This window comes from Kineococcus sp. DHX-1 (genome assembly GCF_042473625.1).
In the GTDB taxonomy this organism is placed as follows: domain Bacteria; phylum Actinomycetota; class Actinomycetes; order Actinomycetales; family Kineococcaceae; genus Kineococcus.
In genome coordinates this window covers 4257442-4276178 of record NZ_CP170445.1, presented here as the reverse complement: position 1 = coordinate 4276178, position 18737 = coordinate 4257442, and the positions used below count along the sequence as shown (strand labels likewise).

Below are 18737 nucleotides of genomic sequence, written 5' to 3'. Positions count from 1 at the left end.
CCGCGACCGTCCACCGAGCGCGGCTCACGCCTCCTGGGTGAGCCTGCCGCGCAGCACGCTGTCGGCGGAGTGCCCGGGATCCCCGTCGAGCGGTTCGCGCGAGACGTCCACGACGTCGAAGCGGCCCAGGTCGACGCCGGCCGGGACCGTGACGGTCATGTCGTCGCCGGCCATCGTCCCCAGCGACACCATGCCGCCGTCGGCGTCGAGCAGCCACGCCTCGAGGTAGCCCTCGGCGGGGGGGACGACGCCGTGCACGGTCAGGTGGAGCCGCACGGTGCCGTCCTCGTCGGCGACCTGGGCGGTTCCCCCGGGGCCGTCGGCGCCCTCGTCCGTCGCGCCCGGTGGGCGCAGCGTCGCCGAGGACACGACGGTCGGGCGGGCGGCGACCGGCTCGGACCCGCCGGTGAGCCGCGAGCCCACCACACCCGCCACCCCGCCGACGAGCAGGCCCGCGACGGCGGCCGCGGCGACGGGCAGCGCGAGCCGACGACGGGGCCCCCGTCCCGCCGGGCGTTCGCGCCGGTGCTCGTCGAGCCGCACCGGGGGAGGCGTCGGTTCGAGGGGCGGAACCGCCTGCAGGGCAACGGGACGAACGTCGCGGGAACCCGCCGCGTCGAAGCCGACCTCGTGGGCGATGCGGTCCCACGTCCCGGCCGGGGGGGCCAGCGCTTCGACGTCCTCGGCGGCCCGGGCCGCGCCCAGGCGCGCCCATCCGGCCACCTCCGCCCGGCACTGCTCGCAGTCGGCGAGGTGCTGGTGCGCTGTGGCGCCCAGGGGTTCGCCGAGGCCGGCCAGCGCCGCCTCGTCCTCGTCGAGGTGCGGGGCCCCGGTGCCCTCAGTCGGCCGCACGGTCGACCTCCAGGCGGTCGCGCAGCCGGTGCAGCGACCGGCGCAGGTGGCTCTTGACCGTGCCCAGGGGCAGGCCCGTGCGGGCGGCGACCTGGGCGTGGGTGAGGTCGTCGAAGAAGGCCAGGCGGACGAGGGTGCGCTGGGGCTCGCCGAGCTCGTCGATCTCGGCGAGCAGGACCACCCGGTCGGCCGCGGCGTCCTGCGGCAGCGGCTCGTGCAGGACGGCGGCGTCCCCGCCGTGCAGCTGGTCGGGTTCGGTGACGACCTCGGAGCGGTAGCGCTGGGCGAGCGCGTCCGCGATGCGGTGCCGGGTGATGCCCACGAGCCAGGCCGCGAAGGAGGACCGGTCGGGGTCGTAGTTCTCCCGCGAGCGCCAGGCGGCGACGAAGACGGCCTGCACGACGTCCTGGGCGTCCTGCTCGCCGAGCCGGCGGCGGGCCAGCCCGTTGACGAGGGGGGAGAAGCGTTCGTAGGCCTCGCGCAGACCCCGTTCGTCGCCCGCGCGGACGGCGCGTCCGACCTCGGCGTCGTCCCACGCGGCCGGTGCGGTCCAGTCTCCCGACCGGTCCGTCCCGGCCGGTGACTCCGGCCGCGGGCTCACGGCACCACCGTAGGGCGGCCCCGCCCACCCGCCACCCGGGACGTCACGGGGGGTCTCACCCCGCCCGGGCGCGCAGGTCCGGGTAGTCCGGCACGGTGAACGCGTCGGCGGGCGGGGTCGTGAACCGGCCCGTCAGGCCGCCGAGGGCACGGGCGGGCCGGCTCGTCAGCACGCGCACACCGGTCCACAGCGCCTGTCGGTGCCAGGCCGTCCGCGGGTTGGCGACCGCGGGCGTCCCCGGGGGCAGGTCCTGCGCGCGGGTGACGAACGGGCGCAGGCGACGTTCGTAGGCGGCGAAGGCGTCGGTGTGCGAGCGGCCGCGGGCGTGGGCCGTGGCGAGTTCGCCGGCCAGTACGTAGGCGCCGGTGAGGCCGAGCGTCGTGCCCATGCCGCTGACGGGCGAGGCGCAGTGCGCGGCGTCCCCGAGCAGCACGACGCGACCGCTGCTCCAGCGCTCCAGGTGCACCTGGGCCAGGTCCTCGAAGTGGAAGGGGGTGTCGTCCAGGGCCGCCAGGACGCGGTCGGTCTCCCAGCCCGCGTCGCGGAACACCCTGCGCAGCACCGTGAGCTGGGCGGCGGGGTCGAGGTCGGCGAGGCCGCGGGTGGGGGACAGGAAGTTCAGCAGGGCCCGCGTCGTCCCGGTGTCGTCGGGGCGCAGGTGGACGCTGCGGCCCTCCAGCGCGTTGTACCAGCGCCAGGTCCGGTCGTCCGTGGTCGTGCGCGGGATCGTGACGTAGACGCAGTACATGCCCAGCGGCCGGACCGGGTCGCCGGCGAACACCAGGCCGCGGGTGCGCGACCCCACGCCCTCGGCGACGACGACGAGGTCGACCTCGCGGACGTCGCCGGAGGCCAGGGTGACGGTGACGCCGTCCCCGTGGTCGTCCAGGCCCGTGACGTGGTCGCCGAAGACGCGTTCGGTGCGTTCGGCGGGGAGGTCGAGCAGCAGGCCCGACAGCTTGCCGCGCAGGATCTCCAGCTCGGCGGTGGCGCCGTCGCTCTCGCCCTGCGCCGCGGGCAGGACGGCACGCGGCCGGCCGCGGTCGTCGACGAACGCGGTGCCCTCCTCGGTCGTGTGCGCCGCGAGCGCCGCCTGCTCGATCCCCGTGCGGCGCAGCACCTCCCGTCCCGCACCGCGGACGTCGACGTTCTGCCCCTCCTCGCGGCGGGCGGTGGCGCGCTCGACGAGGACGACGGAGAAACCCGCGCGGTCGAGCCAGTGCGCGAGCAGCGGACCGGCGACGCCGGCGCCGGAGACCAGGACGGTTCCGCGGTGGGACTGGGACGACATGCGGTCCTCCGGGGGTCGACTGCCGTCCAGTGAACTGGTCGCTAGGCTCTCTAGCAACCTGAGGGGAGGTGCAGGTGGCGGAGGAGATGGTGCCCGGGCTCTCGCCCGTCGTCGTGGCCGTGCGCGAGGTGATGCACGCGTCACGTGAACTGGGCAACCGCATCGCCCGCGGCGCCGGACGCAGCGCGACGGACACGACCGCGCTGGGACTGCTCGACGTGTACGGGCCGCTGGGTCCCGCCGAACTCGCCGGGCACCTGGGCATCAGCACCGCCTCGGCCACCGTCCTCGTCGACCGGCTCGAGGAGGCCGGGGACGTCCGCCGCGTCGCGCACCCCACCGACCGCCGACGGGTGGTCGTGCACCTCGACGAGGCCACGCGCGAGCGCGAACGCGCGGTGTGGCTCCCCGTCGTGGCCGACATCGACGCGGCGGCGAGGGAACTGCCGCCGGACGAGCGGGAGGTCGTCCGCGCCTGGTTGGTGCGGTTGGCCGACCTGCTCGCCCGGCACCCCTGAACCGGCGGTCCCGCGTCAGGGGACGAGCACGGGTTTCACCGTGGCGCCGCTGTGCATGTCCGCGACGGCCTCGTCGAACCGGTCGAAGGAGTACGTCCGCACCAGTTCTCCCAACGGCATCCGGCCGTCCGCCACGAGGTCGACGAGCGCCGGGACCAGCGTCGCGCCGTCCCCGTCGCCGAGGGTGGTCCCCTCCACCCGCCGGCCCGGCAGCAGACCGTTCACGTCCACGCCGACCTCCACGCCGAACGGCGGCGCCCCCACTGCCAGGGCGGTTCCCCGCGGGGCGAGCGCGTCCACCCCCGCCCGCAGCAGCGCGGGAACCCCCGTCGTGTCGACGACGCCGTCCGCCCCGCCGCCGGTGACGTCCAGCAGCGCTGCGGCGAGTTCCCCCTCGAGGGTGGAGGTGTCCACGACGTGCGTCGCGCCGAACCGGCGCGCCGTCTCCAGCCGGTGCGCCACGCGGTCGACCGCGACGATCCGGGTCGCGGGGGTGAGGGCGGCGGCCGCGACGGCGGCCAGCCCGACGGCCCCCGTCCCGAGCACGACGACGGCGTCTCCGGGCCTGGGGCGCAGCGTGTTCCACACCGCGCCGGCACCCGTCTGGAAACCGCAGCCGAGCGGGGCGAGCGTCGGGAGGGGAGAACCCGCGGGGACGCGGACGAGGCTGCGCTCGTCGACGAGGGCGTGCCGCGCGAAGGAGGACTGCCCGAAGAAGTGCCCGCCGAGGGGTTGTCCGGCGCGGGTGATCGTGGTGCTGCCGTCGGCGCGACGGCCGCCGAGCAGGTTCAGCGGCAACCACTGGACGCAGTACGCGGGGTGACCCTGGCGGCAGTTCCTGCAGGCGCCGCAGGACGTGAACGAGGTCAGGACCTCGTCGCCGACGGACACCCCGCGGACGGCGGACCCGACGGCCTCGACGATCCCGGCCCCTTCGTGCCCGAGGACCCCCGGCAGGGGGAACGGCAGGGCACCGGAGGCCACGGTGAGGTCGGTGTGGCACAACCCGACGGCCACGGTGCGGACGAGGACCTCGTCCGGGCGCGGGTCGTCGAGTTCCACCTCGTCGAGGACGGGCGACCCGCCGGGTTCGACGACGAGCGCTTCGGTGGTGGTGGGCACGGCGGGTTCCCCTCAGGCCAGCGAGACGACGACGGACTTGGTGCGCGTGTAGGAGTGCAGCGCCTCCGGGCCGTACTCGCGGCCGAACCCCGAGGCCCCGACGCCGCCGAACGGCACGGCCGGGTCCAGCAGGGCCCAGTCGTTCACCCAGACGATCCCGGCGCACAACCGGGAGGCGACGCGGTGGGCGCGGGCGACGTCGCGCGTCTGCAGGCCCGCGGCCAGGCCGTAGGGGGTTCCGTTCGCCATCTCGACGGCCTCGTCCTCGGAGTCGAACGGTTGCACCGTCAGGACGGGCCCGAACACCTCCTCCGCCACGACGGGGTCGGTGCTCTTCACGTCGGCCAGGACGGTGGGGGAGTAGAAGAAGCCGTCCGCGAGGTCGCCGGGGAGGTCGGGGCGTGCGCCCCCGCACACGACGCGGGCGCCGGAGGCCTTGGCCTGCTCGACGTACCCCTCGACGATCTCGCGCTGGCGGGCCGAGGCGAGCGGACCGACCACGGTGGCGACGTCGCGCGGGTCGCCCAGCGGCACCCCCGGAACGGCCTGCGCGAGGATCCCGAGGACCGTCTCGTACAGGGGGCGTTCGACGAGCAGCCGCGGCCCGCCCATGCAGAACTGCCCGGTGTTGAAGACGAACGCCTTGACCGCAGCGCCGATCGCCGACTCGACGTCCGCGTCGGCGAAGACGATGTTCGCCGCGTTCCCGCCGAGTTCCATGGTGACCTGCGTGAGGTTCTCCCCGCTGACCGCCGCCGCGTGCCGGCCGACCTCCGTCGACCCCGTGAACGCGACCTTGTCGACCCCCGGGTGCCGCAGCAGCGCCTCGCCGACCACGCCGCCGGAACCCGTGACGACGTTGACGACGCCCGCGGGGACCCCCGCGTCGAGGAACAGCTGGGCCATGAACAGCGCGCTCAGCGAGGTGTCGGCAGCCGGTTTGTGGACGACCGTGTTCCCGGCCGCCAGCGCGGGCGCGATCTTCGTGCTCGACAGGACGAGCGGGAAGTTGAACGGCGTGATGGCGGCCACGACGCCGACGGGTTCGCGGACGGTGTAGGCGTGGGCGGGGAACGGGGTGGAGCGGACCGCGCCGTCCATCGTCTGGGCGAGCGCGGCGCAGTAGGCGTACTGCTCAGCCGCGGTCTCGACGTCCACCGGCCGGCACAGTCCGACGGGTTTGCCGACGTCGAGGCTCTCGAGGCGGACGAGCTCGTCGGCGTTCTCGCGGATCAGCTCGGCGATGCGCAGGAGGACCTTCGACCGGTCCCGGCCCGTCGTCCGGCCCCACGGGCCCTCGCCGGCGGCGCGCGCTGCGGCGACCGCGGCGTCGACGTGCTCCACCCCGCCGCGTGCGACGTTCCCGACGACGCGTCCGGTCGCCGGGTCGACGACGTCGAGCCGTTCGGACGTCTCCACGCGCCGCCCGTCGATGAACAGGCCGCCCAGGGTCGCGGGCACTGCCTCCGCCATGTCGCACCTCCGTGTCCGGGGCCGTCCGACGGCTTCGTCGGCGGTGGCCACAGCGTGCTCGGCATCAGGAAACCTGTCAATGGTGGAGACCTCGGCGGCGCGCCCGGGGGACGAGTCGTCGACGCGGAGCGCCGAACCTACCGGCGCTGCGCGTCAACGACCTCCACCCGACGGGCTGGCCCGGGAGGTGGCGGGGTCAGGTCCGGGTGGGCCCGTCCTCGACCACGCGCGTGATGCACGCGATGAGCAGCGGGACGGCGAGCATCGCGCCGACGGCCGGGACCGCGGCCCCGGAGTCGTTGACGGCGAACCCGATGACCAGCAGCACGAGCAGGCACGCCAGCCCGGGCTTCAGGACGGGGTGGCGTTCGTAGGCGCGCTCGAGCACCGCGACGCCCAGGACCCGCGGGCGGGCCAGCACGACGGCGATGAAGACCGTCGCGAGCGCGAGGACCAGGCTGAGGATCCAGTTGCTGAACAGGATCCGCAGGTTCTGCTCGCCCTTGCGCTCGATCACCTGCCACGCCCCGCCGTCGACGACCGTCTGCACGAACCGGCCCAGGTGGGTCTGGTCGTCGGTGGGCCGCAGCCAGTCGGCCACCGAGATGGCGGCGAGCACCAGGAGCGTCGCGCCGAGGAGGACGACGACGCGCTTCGGCGTGACCTTCACCCCGGCCACGACGAGGGCCAGGAGCCCGAAGGCGGGCAGGATCGCGGGCGGCCCGCCGAAGTCGGCCCCGAGGACGCCGTCGACGTACGTGGCGAGCAGGCCCACCACGGCCACGAGCACGACCGCGGCCCGTCGACGGCCGCCGCGCACGAGCCAGTCCGCCACCGCGACCGTGAACAGCAGCGCCCCGGCCGAGAAGAGGGCGAACTGCGGGTTGCCCATGCCGTAGAAGCGACCGGCGACGACCGGTTGCAGGCCGTTCAGGCTCGACGTCATCAGCCGCGAGCCGGTGGCGCAGTCGACGGCCAGCACGGCCGCCACGACGAACCCGACGAACCCCAGCGGCCCGAGCGCGTGCCGTCGCCACGGCCCGAGCAGCGCCAGGGCGGTGATGACGACGACGTACACGGCGACGGCCCCCGTCACCGCCAGCAGGTGGCTCGCGGTGGAGTCCCCCGCGCGCCACCACGGGATCGTGTTGGCCAGGAACGTCGAGGCGCACACCGCGGCGAAGGCGACGGCCACCGCGCGCAGCCAGGCCAGGATCCGCCGGCGCCCCGCCGTGCCGCCCCAGGCCTTGCGCAGCGCCAGCGTCGCGACGCCGTACAGCAGGATCTGCGAGGCGCCCCAGACCGTGAAGAACGGCCCGACGAGCGGCTGCACGGCCTGGGCCGCGGCGTCGAGGTCGCGGACCTTCCGCTCGCGGTCGGCCGCGGGCGTGCCGGCGTCGGTGCTCGTCACGGGGGCGCCGACGAGCCCGGGCGTGCCGTGGTCGGAGCCCAGGGCCAGCGCCAGGACGGTTGGCGTCAGGTCCGTCGTCTGGACGATGGCCGTCTGCCGGGTCGAGCGGGATCCCAGGAACCCCTCGTAGTCGCCCGAGCCCGGCCGCGGGCCGGTCGCCGCGGCGAACTGCAGGTGCGCGGTGGCGCCGGCGTCGGCCAGGGAGACGGCGAGCAGCGTCGTCGCGTCGGCCCCGGTGGAGTCCGCGACGGCCCGCTGGACGGCGGCCACGCGCGCGTCGACCGCCGCGACCTGCTCGGCGCGCGACTGCGCCGGCGCCTGCTCCTGCGACGGCAGGTCGGCGGGGTCGCGCACGACGCCGGCGTCCACGACGACGACGCGGGTGCCGTTCTCCAGGGCGTCCTGCACGTACCCGCCGATCTCGGCGGGGGTGCTCGCGGCGACGTAGTCCGGGACGCGGCCGGAGGTGTCGGCGAGCGCGATCGCCGCACCCGGTCCGACGGCCAGGGAGTCCACGGAGGACAGCGCGGACCCGAGCGTGCCGGGGACGGCGCCGAAGGTGTCGCCGTCGGCGATCCGGCGGAACTCCTCGAACCCGGGGACCGTCGTCGGCCCGCCGACCACGTCGGTCGCGACGGCCGGGGAGGGGACCGCGGCGCACGCGGCGCTCGCGTGCTGGGCGGACGTGCCGTCGAAGTCCGTCGCCCGCCGGCCCGCGGACAGGCCCAGCCAGCCGTCAGCCGGGCACGCGGCCGTGAAGACGCTGCGCACGGCGACCGTGCCGATCGCGCCCGAGGTCATCGACGCGAGCGCCGGGGTCGCCTGCTCGGACACGTCGGTCCACCGCACGCCCGAGAACCCGACCACGACGAGCGGGGCGCGCCCCTCCGCGTTCGTCGTCGCGGCCTGCGCCGGGGCCGCCCCCACCCCCAGCAGGACCGCCAGCACCCCGAGGACAGCGACCGCCGCTGCCAACCCCCGGGCGGAAAACACACTTTCCGCCCCTGCGAGGGGGGTGCGGGGGGCGGAAAGAGTGTTTTCCACGCGGGCTCGGGGGGTCTTCGGGTGGGGCACGGTCCCAGGCTAGGGGTGGGGATGGTCGGGACCCGTGCCTCGCTGGGGGAGGATCGGGGGGTGCTGACGCAGGGGACCGCTGAGCCGGCCGGACCGACGGGAGCGCGCCCCCGGGGGCGTGCGGGCCTGTGGCGGGCGCTCGGTGTGCTCGTCGTGCTGGCCGCCGTCGCGCCGATCGTGCACCGGTACCTCGTCGCCTACCCCGACGACCAGTGGCAGGTCGACCTCGAGGTCTACCGGGAGGCCGGGCGCTCGCTGCTCCTCGGCCGGCCGGTCTACCTCTTCGAGACGGAGGTGCCGCAGCTCCTGCCGTTCACGTACCCCACCTTCTCGGCCGTGCTGTCGATCCCGCTGGCGCTCATGCCGTGGACGGTGGCGGGCTGGGTGTGGACGGGGTTCCAGCTCCTCCTGCTGTACGTCATCGTCGGGCTCGCCTTCCGGCCGCTGCTGGACCGCGCGGGCCGCTGGACGGGACTGGCCCACGGCCTCGTCGTCGCGGCGTGCGTGTGGATCTCGCCGGTGGGGGAGAACATCCGGTTCGGGCAGGTCAACGCGGTCCTCGTGACGCTGTGCCTGCTCGACCTCGTCAAGGGCACCGACGGCCTGCGGATCGGCCGCTTCACGCTGCGCTGGCCGCGGGGTGCGCTCGTCGGCGTCGCGGTCGCGATCAAGCTGACGCCGGGCGTCTTCCTCGTCCACTTCGCGATCACGAAGCAGTGGCGCGAGCTGCGCAACGCCGTCCTCGCCGCGGTCGGGGTGACGGTCGCGACCTTCGCCATCGCCCCCGAGGGGTCGCTGGAGTTCTGGACGTCGGCGCTGCTGAACTCCGACCGCCTCGGCCCCAACGCGGGGTCGTCGAACCAGTCGCTGCGCGGCTTCGTCCTGCGCCTGTACCTCTCGGACGGGGCCACGACCGCGCTGTGGGGCGTCCTGGCCCTGGCCGCGGCCGTGGCCGGCTTCGCCCTGGCGCGGGCACTGTTCCGGCGCGGGGACCTCGTCGGGGAGGTGGCGGCGTGCGGGCTCGTGGCGCTGCTCGTCTCCCCGGTCTCGTGGCTGCACCACTACCTGTGGGGCGTCGTCGTGCTCGGTGCGCTCGTGGGCGACGCGCGGGTGCGGGCGCGGGTGGTCGCCGCCGTGGCCGGGCTCCTGCTGCTGTGGATCGCGTGGCCGTGGTGGGGCGCGAACCTGCTCGCCGAGCGCAGCGTCCCGACCGCCGTGGCGCGCTTCGTGCAGAACGGGGACCTGTGGTGGGCGTGCGCCGCGGTGGTCGTCCTCTGGCGGCTGCTCGTCCGACACACCCCCTCTCAATCACGGGTAGTGACGGATCGGTCGCATAGCGTTTAGATTTTTCCCCCACAGGGCACTACAGGTCCACGCGCGAACACCGCGTGACACCACTGAGGGGGGCAATGCCGTGAGTGAGACCAGCAAGGGACTCCGCCCCACCGTCGACGCCTGGGAGTGGCAGCTCTCGGGCGCCTGCCGGGAGGCCGACACCGAGCTCTTCTTCCACCCCGAGCTGGAACGGGGAGCAGCTCGTCAGCACCGCGACGCCGCGGCGCTGGCCATCTGCGCCGAGTGCCCCGTGCTGCGCCAGTGCCGGCAGCACGTGCTGACGCACCGGGAGAACTACGGCGTCTGGGGCGGGCTGACCGAGGACCAGCGCGACGCCATCTGGAGCGGGCGCACCGACAAGCGCAAGCTGCGCCGGGCCGGCTGAGCCACGCCCGCGGTCCCGCCCGTCCCCGCCGGGGGAAGGGGACGGCTACTGTGCGGGACCGTGCTGCGCTACGCGTTCTTCGGCCCCGTCGGGACCTTCTCGGAGGCCGCTCTGCGGACCGTCGTCGGTGACGCGCCGGCCCAGCCGTTCGCCAGCGTCGACGCCACGATCGACGCCGTCCGCAGCGGCGCGGCCGACGTCGGGTGCGTGCCGATCGAGAACTCCGTCGAGGGCGGCGTCCCCGCCACCCTCGACGGGCTCGCGGTCGGTGACCCGCTCGTCGTCGTCGCCGAGGTCGTCATCCCCGTGACGTTCGTGCTCGCCGCCCGCCCGGGCGTCGGGCTCGGCGACGTCACGCGCGTCAGCACGCACTCGCACGCCTACGCCCAGGTGCGGCGCTGGCTGCAGACGCAGCTGCCCGGGGTGGGCTACGTGCCCGCGACGTCCACGGCCGCCTCCGCGCAAGCCCTCGCCGACGAGCTCGCCGGCGGGGAACCGGCCGGCTTCGAGGGCGCCATCTGCGCCCCGTTCGCCGCAGCCCGGCACGGCCTCGACGTCCTCGCCGAGGGCATCGAGGACCGCGAGGGGGCCCAGACCCGGTTCGTCCTGCTGTCCCGCCCCGGTGCCGGGACGACGCCCGCGCCCACGGGCAACGACAAGACGTCGCTCGTCGTGTTCCTGCGCGAGGAGCGGCCCGGTGCCCTCGTCGAGGCGCTCGAGCAGTTCGTCACGCGCGGGATCAACCTGACCCGCATCGAGTCCCGCCCCGCCGGCGACGCCCTCGGCCGGTACTGCTTCTCCATCGACTGCGACGGCCACGTCACCGACGCCCGCGTCGGGGAGGCCCTCATGGGGCTGCACCGCGTCTCCGAGCGCGTCCGGTTCGTCGGCAGCTACCCCCGCGCCGACGGCGGGCGGACGATCACCGGCTCCGGGCCCAGCGAGAACGACTTCGAGGAGGCGCGCAGCTGGCTCGACCGGCTGCGCGCAGGCGCCGCCTCCTGACGCCATCCGACCGCACGGCCACCCGCTCGGCGCATCTAGAACCAGAGGTGATGCGCCGATGCACAGGACGTGACCAGTCCGACGTCCCCCGAGACGCCGCCCGCAGCCGACGCCGCCGCGCTCGCGCTGCAGGCCGAGCTGCCCGCCGCCATCGCGGACGGTCAGCTGCGGGTGCACTACCAGCAGATCGTCGCGGCCGGCACCCACCGCGTCGTCGGCGTCGAGGCGCTCGTGCGCTGGCAGCACCCGCAGCGGGGCCTGCTCGGACCCGGGGCGTTCGTCCCGCTCGCCGAGGGCACCCCGACGATGGTCGCGCTGACGACGTGGGTCCTGCAGCAGGCCGCGGCCCAGTGCGCCGCGTGGCGGGCCGCGGGTCACGACGTCGGGGTCTCGGTCAACCTCTCCGCCGCGCTCGTCCAGCACCCCGACCTGCTCGACACCGTCCGCGCGGTCCTCGCCGAGCACCGCCTCGAGCCCGGCGTCCTGACCCTGGAGGTCACCGAGACGGCGCTGCTGGCCGACCCGCTCGGGGCCGCGGCGGTCCTGGCCGCGCTGCGCGCCGCGGGCGCCCGCGTCTCGCTCGACGACTTCGGCACCGGGTACACGTCGCTGACGATGCTGCGCCAGCTCGAGGTCGACGAGCTGAAGATCGACCGCACGTTCGTCGCGGCGGCCGCGCAGGCGCCCGTCGACGCCGCCATCGTCCGGGCCCTCGTCGACCTCGCCCACCGGCTCTCGATGGAGGTCGTCGCCGAGGGCGTGGAGGACGCCCGGACCGCCGAACGCGTCCGCGCCCTCGGCGCCGACGTCCTGCAGGGGTACCACTTCGCGCGCCCCGTCCCGGCGGAGGACGTCTTCACCACCGTCACCGGCGGGCCCGTCGACTACCCCGGGGCACGGGTGAGCGGACCCGTGCCCGCCCCGCGGCCGGCCGACGAGGGCGAACGCGTCGAGCTCGCCCACCGGGTCCTCGGCACGACGACCGCCTCCCAGGGGCTGCTGCGCCGGCTCACCGCCCTCGCGGCCGGTCTGCTCGGCGCGGAGTTCGCCAGCTTCAACGTCGTCACCCGGGAGCACGTGCACCTCCTGGCCCCCCACGGCCACGACTTCACGCGCGTCCGGCGCGACGGGACGCCCTGCGCCTGGGCGGTGCTGCAGCACGACGTCCTCGAGGTCGACTGCGCCGAGGACCACCGCACCGCCGGCGGGGAGATCGCCGCCTCGGGCGTCCGCCACTACGTCGGCGTGCCCGTCCTGGACGCCCTCGGCCGGGTCCTCGGCGTCCTGTGCGTCTACGACCGCGGCCCGCTCGTCCTCGACGACGCCCGGCGCGAGCAGCTGCGCCTGCTCGCCGGGGTCCTCGCCGACCACCTCGAGGGCGTCGACGCGGCCGGTCAGCTCGACCGCGTCCAGGCGATCCTGCAGGCCACGGCCGAGGTGGACCGCGCCGACGGGGAGGCCGGTGTCGCCGACGTCCTCGCCCGCGCCGTCCACGACCTCACCCGTCCCGACTTCACCGTGCTCGTCGGCCGGCCCGCCGGCGACGAGCGGTGGCAGGTCGTCGACCACTTCGGCGAGGCGCCCGCCGCCGTCGAGGGCGCCGAGTACGACGTGGACGCCCGCAGCGCGGTGGCGCGCGCCATCGCCACCCGGCGGCCCGTGTGGGTGCCCGACGCCCGGACCAGCTCCGTCGTCGACGGCGCCCTGGCGCAGCGGTGGGGCGCGGCGGCCGTCCTGACCGTCCCCGTCGTCGCGGCCGACGGGGCCCGCTACGTCCTGTCGCAGTGCTGGCGACGACCGCAGCCGGACCTGTCCGTCGTCCTGCGCGACGCGGCGACGGCGGCAGCCTCCTACGCCGCCCACGCGCTCACGGCCCGCTCGCTCAGCGCAGCGGCGGACAGCGCACCAGCAGCACTCCCGGGTCCACGGTCAGCCTGATGCGCCGGGCGGTCCCGATGGGGTCGCCGTCCAGCTCGACCTCCTGCGGCTCGGCGCAGCTCACCTCGAACCGCTTGCCCCGCAGGTGCTGCACCCGCCGCTGACCACGCCGGTCCCGGGTCGCGATGGCCCACGCCACCTCGCCCCAGCCGATGCCGCCGCGCGGGGACAGCACGACCGCGTCGAGGACGCCGTCGTCGATCTCCGCGTCCGGCATGAGGACGAGCTGCTTGGTCAGCTTGCCGCAGTTGCCGACGATGACCGCCCGCGTGCGCGACGGCGTCGGGACCGAACCGTCCACGGAGATCTGCACCTTCGCCTGCGGCCCCCACAACGCCCGGGCACCGGAGACGACGTAGGCGCCGTACCCCAGCCGCTGCTTGAGGCGGTCCTCGACGCCGGCCATCATCGCCGCGTCGAACCCCAGCCCCGCCATGACGAGGAACAGGTGCCGCTCGGGGTCGGTGTCCCGGCCGGTGCGGTCGACCTCCAGCCAGCCCACGTCGACCCGCTGGTCCTGCGCGGAGAACACGAGGTCCAGCGCGGCGGCGAGGTCGGTGTGCGGGACGTCGAGGTTGCGCGCCAGCAGGTTCCCCGTCCCCGCCGGCAGCAGGCCCATGGGCGTGGAGGTGCCGGCCAGGCCCTCGGCGACCGAGCGCACCGTGCCGTCCCCACCCGCGGCGAGCACGAGGTCGACGCCCTGGGCGAGCGCCTCCTGCGCCTGCTGCCGGCCGGGTTCGCTGGGGGTCGTCTCGAACCACAGCGGGTCGTCCCAGCCGTGGGAGCGGAACACCGCCGCCACGTACGCCTGCCGGCGCCGCAGCGAGTGCTCGTCGAGGGAGGAGAACTTCGTCGGGTTCACCACGATGGCCGCGCGCCGCTGCTGCGTCGCCGGCACGTGCGGGGTCGTCGGCGGCACCTGCGCGGCCTGCAACCGCCGGGTCCGCCGGCGCTCGCGCGCGAGCAGGGTGAACACGACCGCCAGGGCCAGCGCGAGGACGACGGCGACCGCGCCGGTGTCGATCAGGTCCGCCACCGTCATCCGGCCACGCTAGCGGGCGCCCCCGCGGGACGGCGGCGGGGCGTGAACTCGGTCGGACCGGCGGGGGTGGACCCGTTAGTGTCGTGGCGTGATCGACCTGCGACTCCTCAGGGACGAACCGGACACCGTCCGCGCCAGCCAGCGGGCCCGCGGCGAGGACGAGGGTGCCGTCGACCGCGCCCTGGACCTCGACGCCCGCCGCCGCACGGCCATCGCGCAGTTCGAGCAGCTGCGGGCCGAGCAGAAGTCCCGCGGCAAGGACGTCGCGGCGGCCAAGGGCGAGGAGAAGCAGAAGCTCCTCGCGGGGGTCAAGGAACTCGCCGAGCGGGTCAAGGCCGCCGACGCCGAACAGGCCGCCGTCGGCGAGGAGTTCGACGCCGCCCTGCGCCTCATCCCCAACGTCGTCGAGGACGGTGTGCCGCCCGGGGGCGAGGACGACTACGTCGTGCTCGAGGAGGTCGGCACCCGCCCGGAGCTGCCCGAGGGCCTGGCTGCCTGGCGCGACCACCTCGAACTGGGTGAGCTGCTCGGGGCGATCGACACCGAGCGCGGCGCGAAGGTCTCGGGGTCGCGGTTCTACTTCCTCACCGGCGTCGGTGCCCGGCTGGAACTGGCACTGCTGAACCTGGCCGTGGCCAAGGCCGTCGAGAACGGGTTCACCCCGATGATCACGCCGACGCTGGTGAAGCCGGAGGTCATGGCGGGCACCGGGTTCCTCGGCGCCCACGCGGCCGAGGTGTACCACCTCGAGGAGGACGACCTCTACCTGACGGGGACCAGCGAGGTCGCCCTCGCCGGGTACCACGCCGACGAGATCCTCGACCTGTCGTCCGGCCCGAAGCGCTACGCGGGCTGGTCGGCCTGCTACCGCCGCGAGGCCGGGTCGTACGGCAAGGACACCCGCGGCATCATCCGCGTCCACCAGTTCCACAAGGTCGAGATGTTCTCGTTCTGCCGCCCCGAAGACGCCGCGGCCGAGCACCAGCGGCTGCTGGGCCTGGAGAAGGAGATGCTCGCCGCGATCGAGGTGCCCTACCGGGTCATCGACACCGCGGCCGGCGACCTCGGCAGCTCCGCGGCGCGCAAGTACGACTGCGAGGCGTGGGTCCCGACGCAGGGGACGTACCGAGAACTCTCCTCGACGTCGAACTGCACGACGTTCCAGTCCCGTCGTCTCGGGGTGCGCGAACGTCTCGCGGAGGGGTCGGGGACCCGTCCGGTGGCGACGCTCAACGGGACGCTGGCGACGACGCGCTGGCTCGTGGCGATCCTGGAGAACCACCAGCAGGCCGATGGTTCGGTGCGCGTTCCCGCTGCGCTGCAGCCCTTCCTCGGCCTGGACGTGCTCACGCCGGTCGGCTGAACCCCAGCGGCTGGGCCCAGTGCCCGCCCGCGCGCAGCCGGTCGGCGACGAGCCGGGCCAGCCGCGTGCGGGGTACGGCGGCCCCGGAGCGCACGGCGTCCGGGGTGTCGCGGAACACGAACTTCGCGACGGCCCGGTCGGCGTCGGCGTCGCGTGCCACCGTCGCCACGCAGAACCGGCGGGCGAACCGCACGACCCCGCTGCCCGGCCCCAGGGCCTCCAGCAGCGGGTCCAGCAACCACGAGTGGCAGCTGAAGGCGCGGGCCCCGAGGAGTTCGCGGGCGCTCGCGAACGAGGCGTCGAGGTCGGCGTCGGTGAGCGGTCCCCCCTCGGGGACGTGGACGGCGTGCCGGCCGTCCCGCGCGGTGCGCTCGAACTGCAGGCGGCCCAGCGCGACGACGTCCGCGCGGGCCAGACCGCGCAACCAGCGCACGTCGATCGCGACGGGCCCCGTCGTCCCGTAGGCCGCGAGCTTGCGGGGGACGTCGGCCAGCGTCGCGGCGGCGACGTCGGGACCGAACCCGAGGGCGGCGAACCGCGCGTCGACGTCGGCGCGGTGCTCCTGCAGGGCGGCGGCGAACTCCGCCGCGCCGAGGTCCGGCGCGTCCCAGGCCCCCAGCGGCCCCGTCCTCTCGTCCACGTCACCCCTCCGTCCCGTCCCCGGCATCCGACCAGCCCGCCGTGGGCGCGGCAACCCGCCGACCCACCCGCGGTGCTCGGGCGGCGCCCGCCGGGGCCCACCCCGTAGGCTGCCGAGCGTGAGTGAGGGCCTTCAGGGCGTGCTCGTGGCGCTCGACGTCGACGGAACCGTCGTCGACCTGGACGAGTCGTTGTCCGACCGCGTGCGCGAGGCGGTGGGCCGGGTCGCCGCCGGCGGGGCCCACGTCGTCGTCGCGACCGGACGGTCGCTGCACGGCACGCTGCCCGTCCTGCAGCGCCTCGGCCTGCACGAGGGCTTCGTCGTGTGCTCCAACGGGGCCGTCACCGTCCAGTTGGACCCGTCCGTGGACGAGGGCTACCGCGTCGTCTCGCTGCACACCTTCGACCCGTCCGGGGTCGCCGAGCTGCTGCGAGAGCACCTGCCCGCCGGGCTGTTCGCCGTCGAGGTCCTGGGCCGGGGCTACAAGCTGACGGCGCCCTTCCCCGAGGGGGAGCTGACGGGCGACATGCAGATCGTCCCGTTCGACGAGCTGTTCGCCGAACCCGTCATGCGCGTCATCATCCGCAGCCCCGAGCACACGTCCGCCGAGTTCTCCCGCCTCGTCGACGAGGTCGGCCTGCACGGTGTCGCCTACTCCGTGGGCTGGACCGCCTGGCTCGACCTGGCCCCCGACGGGGTGACCAAGGCCAGTGCGCTGGAGGAGGTCCGGCTGCGGCTCGACGTCGACCCCGGCCGCACCCTGGCCGTCGGGGACGGCCGCAACGACGTCGAGATGCTGCGCTGGGCCGGGCGCGGAGTCGCCATGGGCAACGCGCCCGCCGAGGTGCAGGCGGTCGCCGACGAGGTCACCGGCACGGTCGACGACGACGGTCTCGCGCAGGTGCTCGAGCAGCTCCTGCCCGTGGGCCCCACCGCCTGACCCTTCTCCCCGCGCCGACCCGTCGGTCGCGCTCAAGGCCCGGCCGCCGTCGGCCGATGACTGCAGGGCTGGAAGCAGCCGGCGCGGCACGACAGGCGTCCCTGGCCCCTCGTGCCGCGGGATGGAGACGGGGAGTCCGATGTTCCGATCGACCGCATCGCGGCGGGCGGCCGAGGCCGCGGCAGGTCACGTCCAGGCCGCGGGGGCCGACCTCGAGGCGGTGACCGACCTCGTCCGTGCCCTGCAGCAGGCCACCACCCCGGAGGCGGCGGTCGAGACGGCGCTGGAGACGATCCGGTCCCGCTTCGGCTGGGCCTACGGGTCGTACTGGCGCCTGGAGCGCCGAAGTGGATCTGCAGCCGGCGCCGGGCCCGTCCTCGTCTTCGCGCAGGAGTCCGGGCGTGTCGACGGTCCCGCGGGTGAGGACTTCCGCCGTGTGACGCTGGCGGCGTCCTTCGCCGAGGGTGTCGGGCTGTCGGGGCGGGCCTGGCGCCAGCGCGACCTGGTGCACGTGGGCGACCTGGGTGAGCTGACCGACTGCGTCCGCGCGCCCGTGGCCCAGCGCGCCGGGATCCGGTCGGGGATCTGCTTCCCGGTCCTGGAGGCCGGGCAGGTGGCCGGGACGATGGACTTCTTCACCACCGAGTGCGTCACGCTGTCGGCCGGGCGCACCGCGGTGCTGCGCACGGTGGCCACGCTGGTGTCCACGACGCTGGCGCGGCTGGCCGAGGCCGCGCGGCAGGAGAAGGCTGCCCAGGACGTCGCGGCCGTCTCGACGCTGATCCGTGAGCTGACCGCGGCCACCAGCGAGGAGGCGGCGTTGCGGGTGGCGCCGGACACGATCCGCGCCGACTTCGACTGGCAGTACGGCTCGTTCTGGCGCCTGGACGAGACCGGCCCGGTCTCGGGGCACGTCCTGCGCTTCGAGCTGGAGTCCGGGGAGGCCGGTGCGGAGTTCCGGCAGGTGACGCTGGCGGCGTCCTTCGCCAAGGGTGTGGGGTTGTCGGGTCGGACGTGGGCGGCGCAGGACCTGGTGTTCGTGGAGGACCTGGGGGAGATGACCGACTGCGTCCGCGCGCCGGTGGCGCAGCGGGCGGGGGTGAAGTCGGGGGTCTGCCTGCCCGTCGTCGTCGGCGGCCGGGTGGTGGGGACGATGGACTTCTTCGCCACGCGGACCTTGGTGATGTCGCAGAGCCGGGGTGCGGCGCTGCGGAACACGGCGTTCCTCATCGGTCAGGCGATGGAGCGGTTCGCGGCTGCGGGCCGGTTGCAGCAGGCCGGGGGGGACCTGCTGTCTTCGATCGAGGAGGTGGAGCGGAACGTGGTGGCGGCGACGGGGGTCGCGGCGCAGGGTGAGGCGTTGGCGGCGGAGGCGAACGCGGAGGTCGCGGCGTTGGAGGAGGCGTCGGCGCAGATCAACGACGTGGTGCGGGCGATCCAGGCGATCGCGGCGCAGACGAAGTTGCTGGCGTTGAACGCGACGATCGAGGCGGCTCGGGCTGGGGAGGCGGGGCGGGGTTTCGCGATCGTGGCCGAGGAGGTCAAGGAGTTGTCGGGGGAGACCGAGCGGGCGACGAGCAGTGTCGGGGCCCGGGTGGCGACGATCCAGGCGCGGGTGGGTGCGGTGACGTCCTCGCTGGCGCAGATCAGCGCCGCGGTCGGGGAGATCAACCAGACGCAGTCGGTCATCGGTGGTGTCCTGACCGAGCAGTTCGCGGTGACCCGCGAGATCCTGGGGTGACGTCGA

16 protein-coding genes are annotated in these 18737 nt (G+C 75.1%); 8 read left to right on the top strand and 8 right to left on the bottom strand.

Features of this window, described 5'->3' with window-relative positions:
• Nucleotides 1-24: 24 nt before the first annotated feature.
• From ACFEMC_RS20495 to ACFEMC_RS20485, 3 genes are read right to left on the bottom strand one after another with little or no spacing between them, the layout of a single operon-like run.
• Nucleotides 25-852, bottom strand: coding sequence for an anti-sigma factor (locus tag ACFEMC_RS20495; protein ID WP_380171334.1), 828 nt, complete (start codon nt 850-852; stop codon nt 25-27).
• On the bottom strand, nt 839-1453 hold the full coding sequence (locus tag ACFEMC_RS20490; protein ID WP_380171332.1) for an RNA polymerase sigma factor: 615 nt from the start codon (nt 1451-1453) through the stop codon (nt 839-841). The genes ACFEMC_RS20495 and ACFEMC_RS20490 overlap by 14 nt, the downstream gene beginning before the upstream one ends.
• Nucleotides 1454-1508: 55 nt before the next feature.
• Entirely contained in the window at nt 1509-2744 is a 1236-nt protein-coding gene (locus ACFEMC_RS20485) for an FAD-dependent monooxygenase (protein ID WP_380171331.1), read from the bottom strand.
• Nucleotides 2745-2818: 74 nt separating this feature from the next.
• On the opposite strand from ACFEMC_RS20485, the gene ACFEMC_RS20480 reads away from it, so the two are divergent.
• Nucleotides 2819-3262: a MarR family winged helix-turn-helix transcriptional regulator gene (locus ACFEMC_RS20480; RefSeq protein WP_380171330.1), complete on the top strand. Its 444-nt coding sequence runs from the start codon at nt 2819-2821 to the stop codon at nt 3260-3262.
• A 15-nt stretch (nt 3263-3277) separates the two neighbouring features.
• On the opposite strand, the gene ACFEMC_RS20475 is transcribed toward ACFEMC_RS20480, so the two are convergent.
• The 3 genes from ACFEMC_RS20475 to ACFEMC_RS20465 all read right to left on the bottom strand — a co-directional run bounded on the left by ACFEMC_RS20475 (nt 3278) and on the right by ACFEMC_RS20465 (nt 8243).
• On the bottom strand, nt 3278-4384 hold the full coding sequence (locus tag ACFEMC_RS20475) for an NAD(P)-dependent alcohol dehydrogenase (RefSeq protein ID WP_380171329.1): 1107 nt from the start codon (nt 4382-4384) through the stop codon (nt 3278-3280).
• Nucleotides 4385-4396: 12 nt separating this feature from the next.
• Nucleotides 4397-5857, bottom strand: coding sequence for an aldehyde dehydrogenase family protein (locus ACFEMC_RS20470; RefSeq protein WP_380171328.1), 1461 nt, complete (start codon nt 5855-5857; stop codon nt 4397-4399).
• 196 nt (nt 5858-6053) lie between these two features.
• Entirely contained in the window at nt 6054-8243 is a 2190-nt protein-coding gene (locus ACFEMC_RS20465) for a hypothetical protein (protein ID WP_380171327.1), read from the bottom strand.
• Nucleotides 8244-8402: 159 nt separating this feature from the next.
• Between ACFEMC_RS20465 and ACFEMC_RS20460 the strand changes: the two genes are divergently transcribed.
• From ACFEMC_RS20460 to ACFEMC_RS20445, 4 genes are all read left to right on the top strand, one after another.
• Nucleotides 8403-9686, top strand: coding sequence for a glycosyltransferase 87 family protein (locus tag ACFEMC_RS20460; RefSeq protein ID WP_380171326.1), 1284 nt, complete (start codon nt 8403-8405; stop codon nt 9684-9686).
• Between the two features lie 70 nt (nt 9687-9756).
• Entirely contained in the window at nt 9757-10062 is a 306-nt protein-coding gene (locus ACFEMC_RS20455; protein WP_380171325.1) for a WhiB family transcriptional regulator, read from the top strand.
• Between the two features lie 60 nt (nt 10063-10122).
• A complete protein-coding gene (pheA, locus tag ACFEMC_RS20450; protein WP_380171324.1) occupies nt 10123-11067 on the top strand; it encodes a prephenate dehydratase in 945 nt (314 codons plus the stop codon).
• Between the two features lie 69 nt (nt 11068-11136).
• A complete protein-coding gene (locus ACFEMC_RS20445; RefSeq protein WP_380171323.1) occupies nt 11137-13005 on the top strand; it encodes an EAL domain-containing protein in 1869 nt (622 codons plus the stop codon).
• On the opposite strand, the gene ACFEMC_RS20440 is transcribed toward ACFEMC_RS20445, so the two are convergent.
• Complete coding sequence (locus tag ACFEMC_RS20440; RefSeq protein WP_380171322.1) at nt 12950-14047, bottom strand: diacylglycerol/lipid kinase family protein; 1098 nt, start codon at nt 14045-14047, stop codon at nt 12950-12952. The genes ACFEMC_RS20445 and ACFEMC_RS20440 overlap by 56 nt on opposite strands.
• An 88-nt stretch (nt 14048-14135) precedes the next feature.
• On the opposite strand from ACFEMC_RS20440, the gene serS reads away from it, so the two are divergent.
• Nucleotides 14136-15410, top strand: coding sequence for a serine--tRNA ligase (gene serS / locus ACFEMC_RS20435; RefSeq protein ID WP_380171321.1), 1275 nt, complete (start codon nt 14136-14138; stop codon nt 15408-15410).
• Here serS and ACFEMC_RS20430 read toward each other — a convergent pair.
• Nucleotides 15394-16050, bottom strand: a complete 657-nt coding sequence (locus ACFEMC_RS20430; RefSeq protein WP_380171320.1) for a hypothetical protein — start codon at nt 16048-16050, stop codon at nt 15394-15396. The two genes, serS and ACFEMC_RS20430, sit on opposite strands and share 17 nt — an antisense overlap.
• A gap of 118 nt (nt 16051-16168) precedes the next feature.
• Here ACFEMC_RS20430 and ACFEMC_RS20425 point away from each other — a divergent pair, with 118 nt between their 5' ends.
• Together ACFEMC_RS20425 and ACFEMC_RS20420 are read left to right on the top strand one after the other, a co-directional pair.
• Complete coding sequence (locus ACFEMC_RS20425) at nt 16169-16990, top strand: HAD family hydrolase (protein ID WP_380171319.1); 822 nt, start codon at nt 16169-16171, stop codon at nt 16988-16990.
• Between the two features lie 139 nt (nt 16991-17129).
• Nucleotides 17130-18731, top strand: a complete 1602-nt coding sequence (locus tag ACFEMC_RS20420; RefSeq protein WP_380171318.1) for a GAF domain-containing protein — start codon at nt 17130-17132, stop codon at nt 18729-18731.
• Nucleotides 18732-18737 lie beyond the last annotated feature (6 nt).

Excerpts from the sequence above, each read along its gene's own strand:
- ACFEMC_RS20470 (WP_380171328.1), bottom strand. The coding sequence starts at position 5,857 with ATGGCGGAGGCAGTGCCCGCGACCCTGGGCGGCCTGTTCATCGACGGG.
- ACFEMC_RS20485 (WP_380171331.1), bottom strand. The coding sequence starts at position 2,744 with ATGTCGTCCCAGTCCCACCGCGGAACCGTCCTGGTCTCCGGCGCCGGC.
- ACFEMC_RS20420 (WP_380171318.1), top strand. The coding sequence starts at position 17,130 with ATGTTCCGATCGACCGCATCGCGGCGGGCGGCCGAGGCCGCGGCAGGT.
- ACFEMC_RS20440 (WP_380171322.1), bottom strand. The coding sequence starts at position 14,047 with ATGACGGTGGCGGACCTGATCGACACCGGCGCGGTCGCCGTCGTCCTC.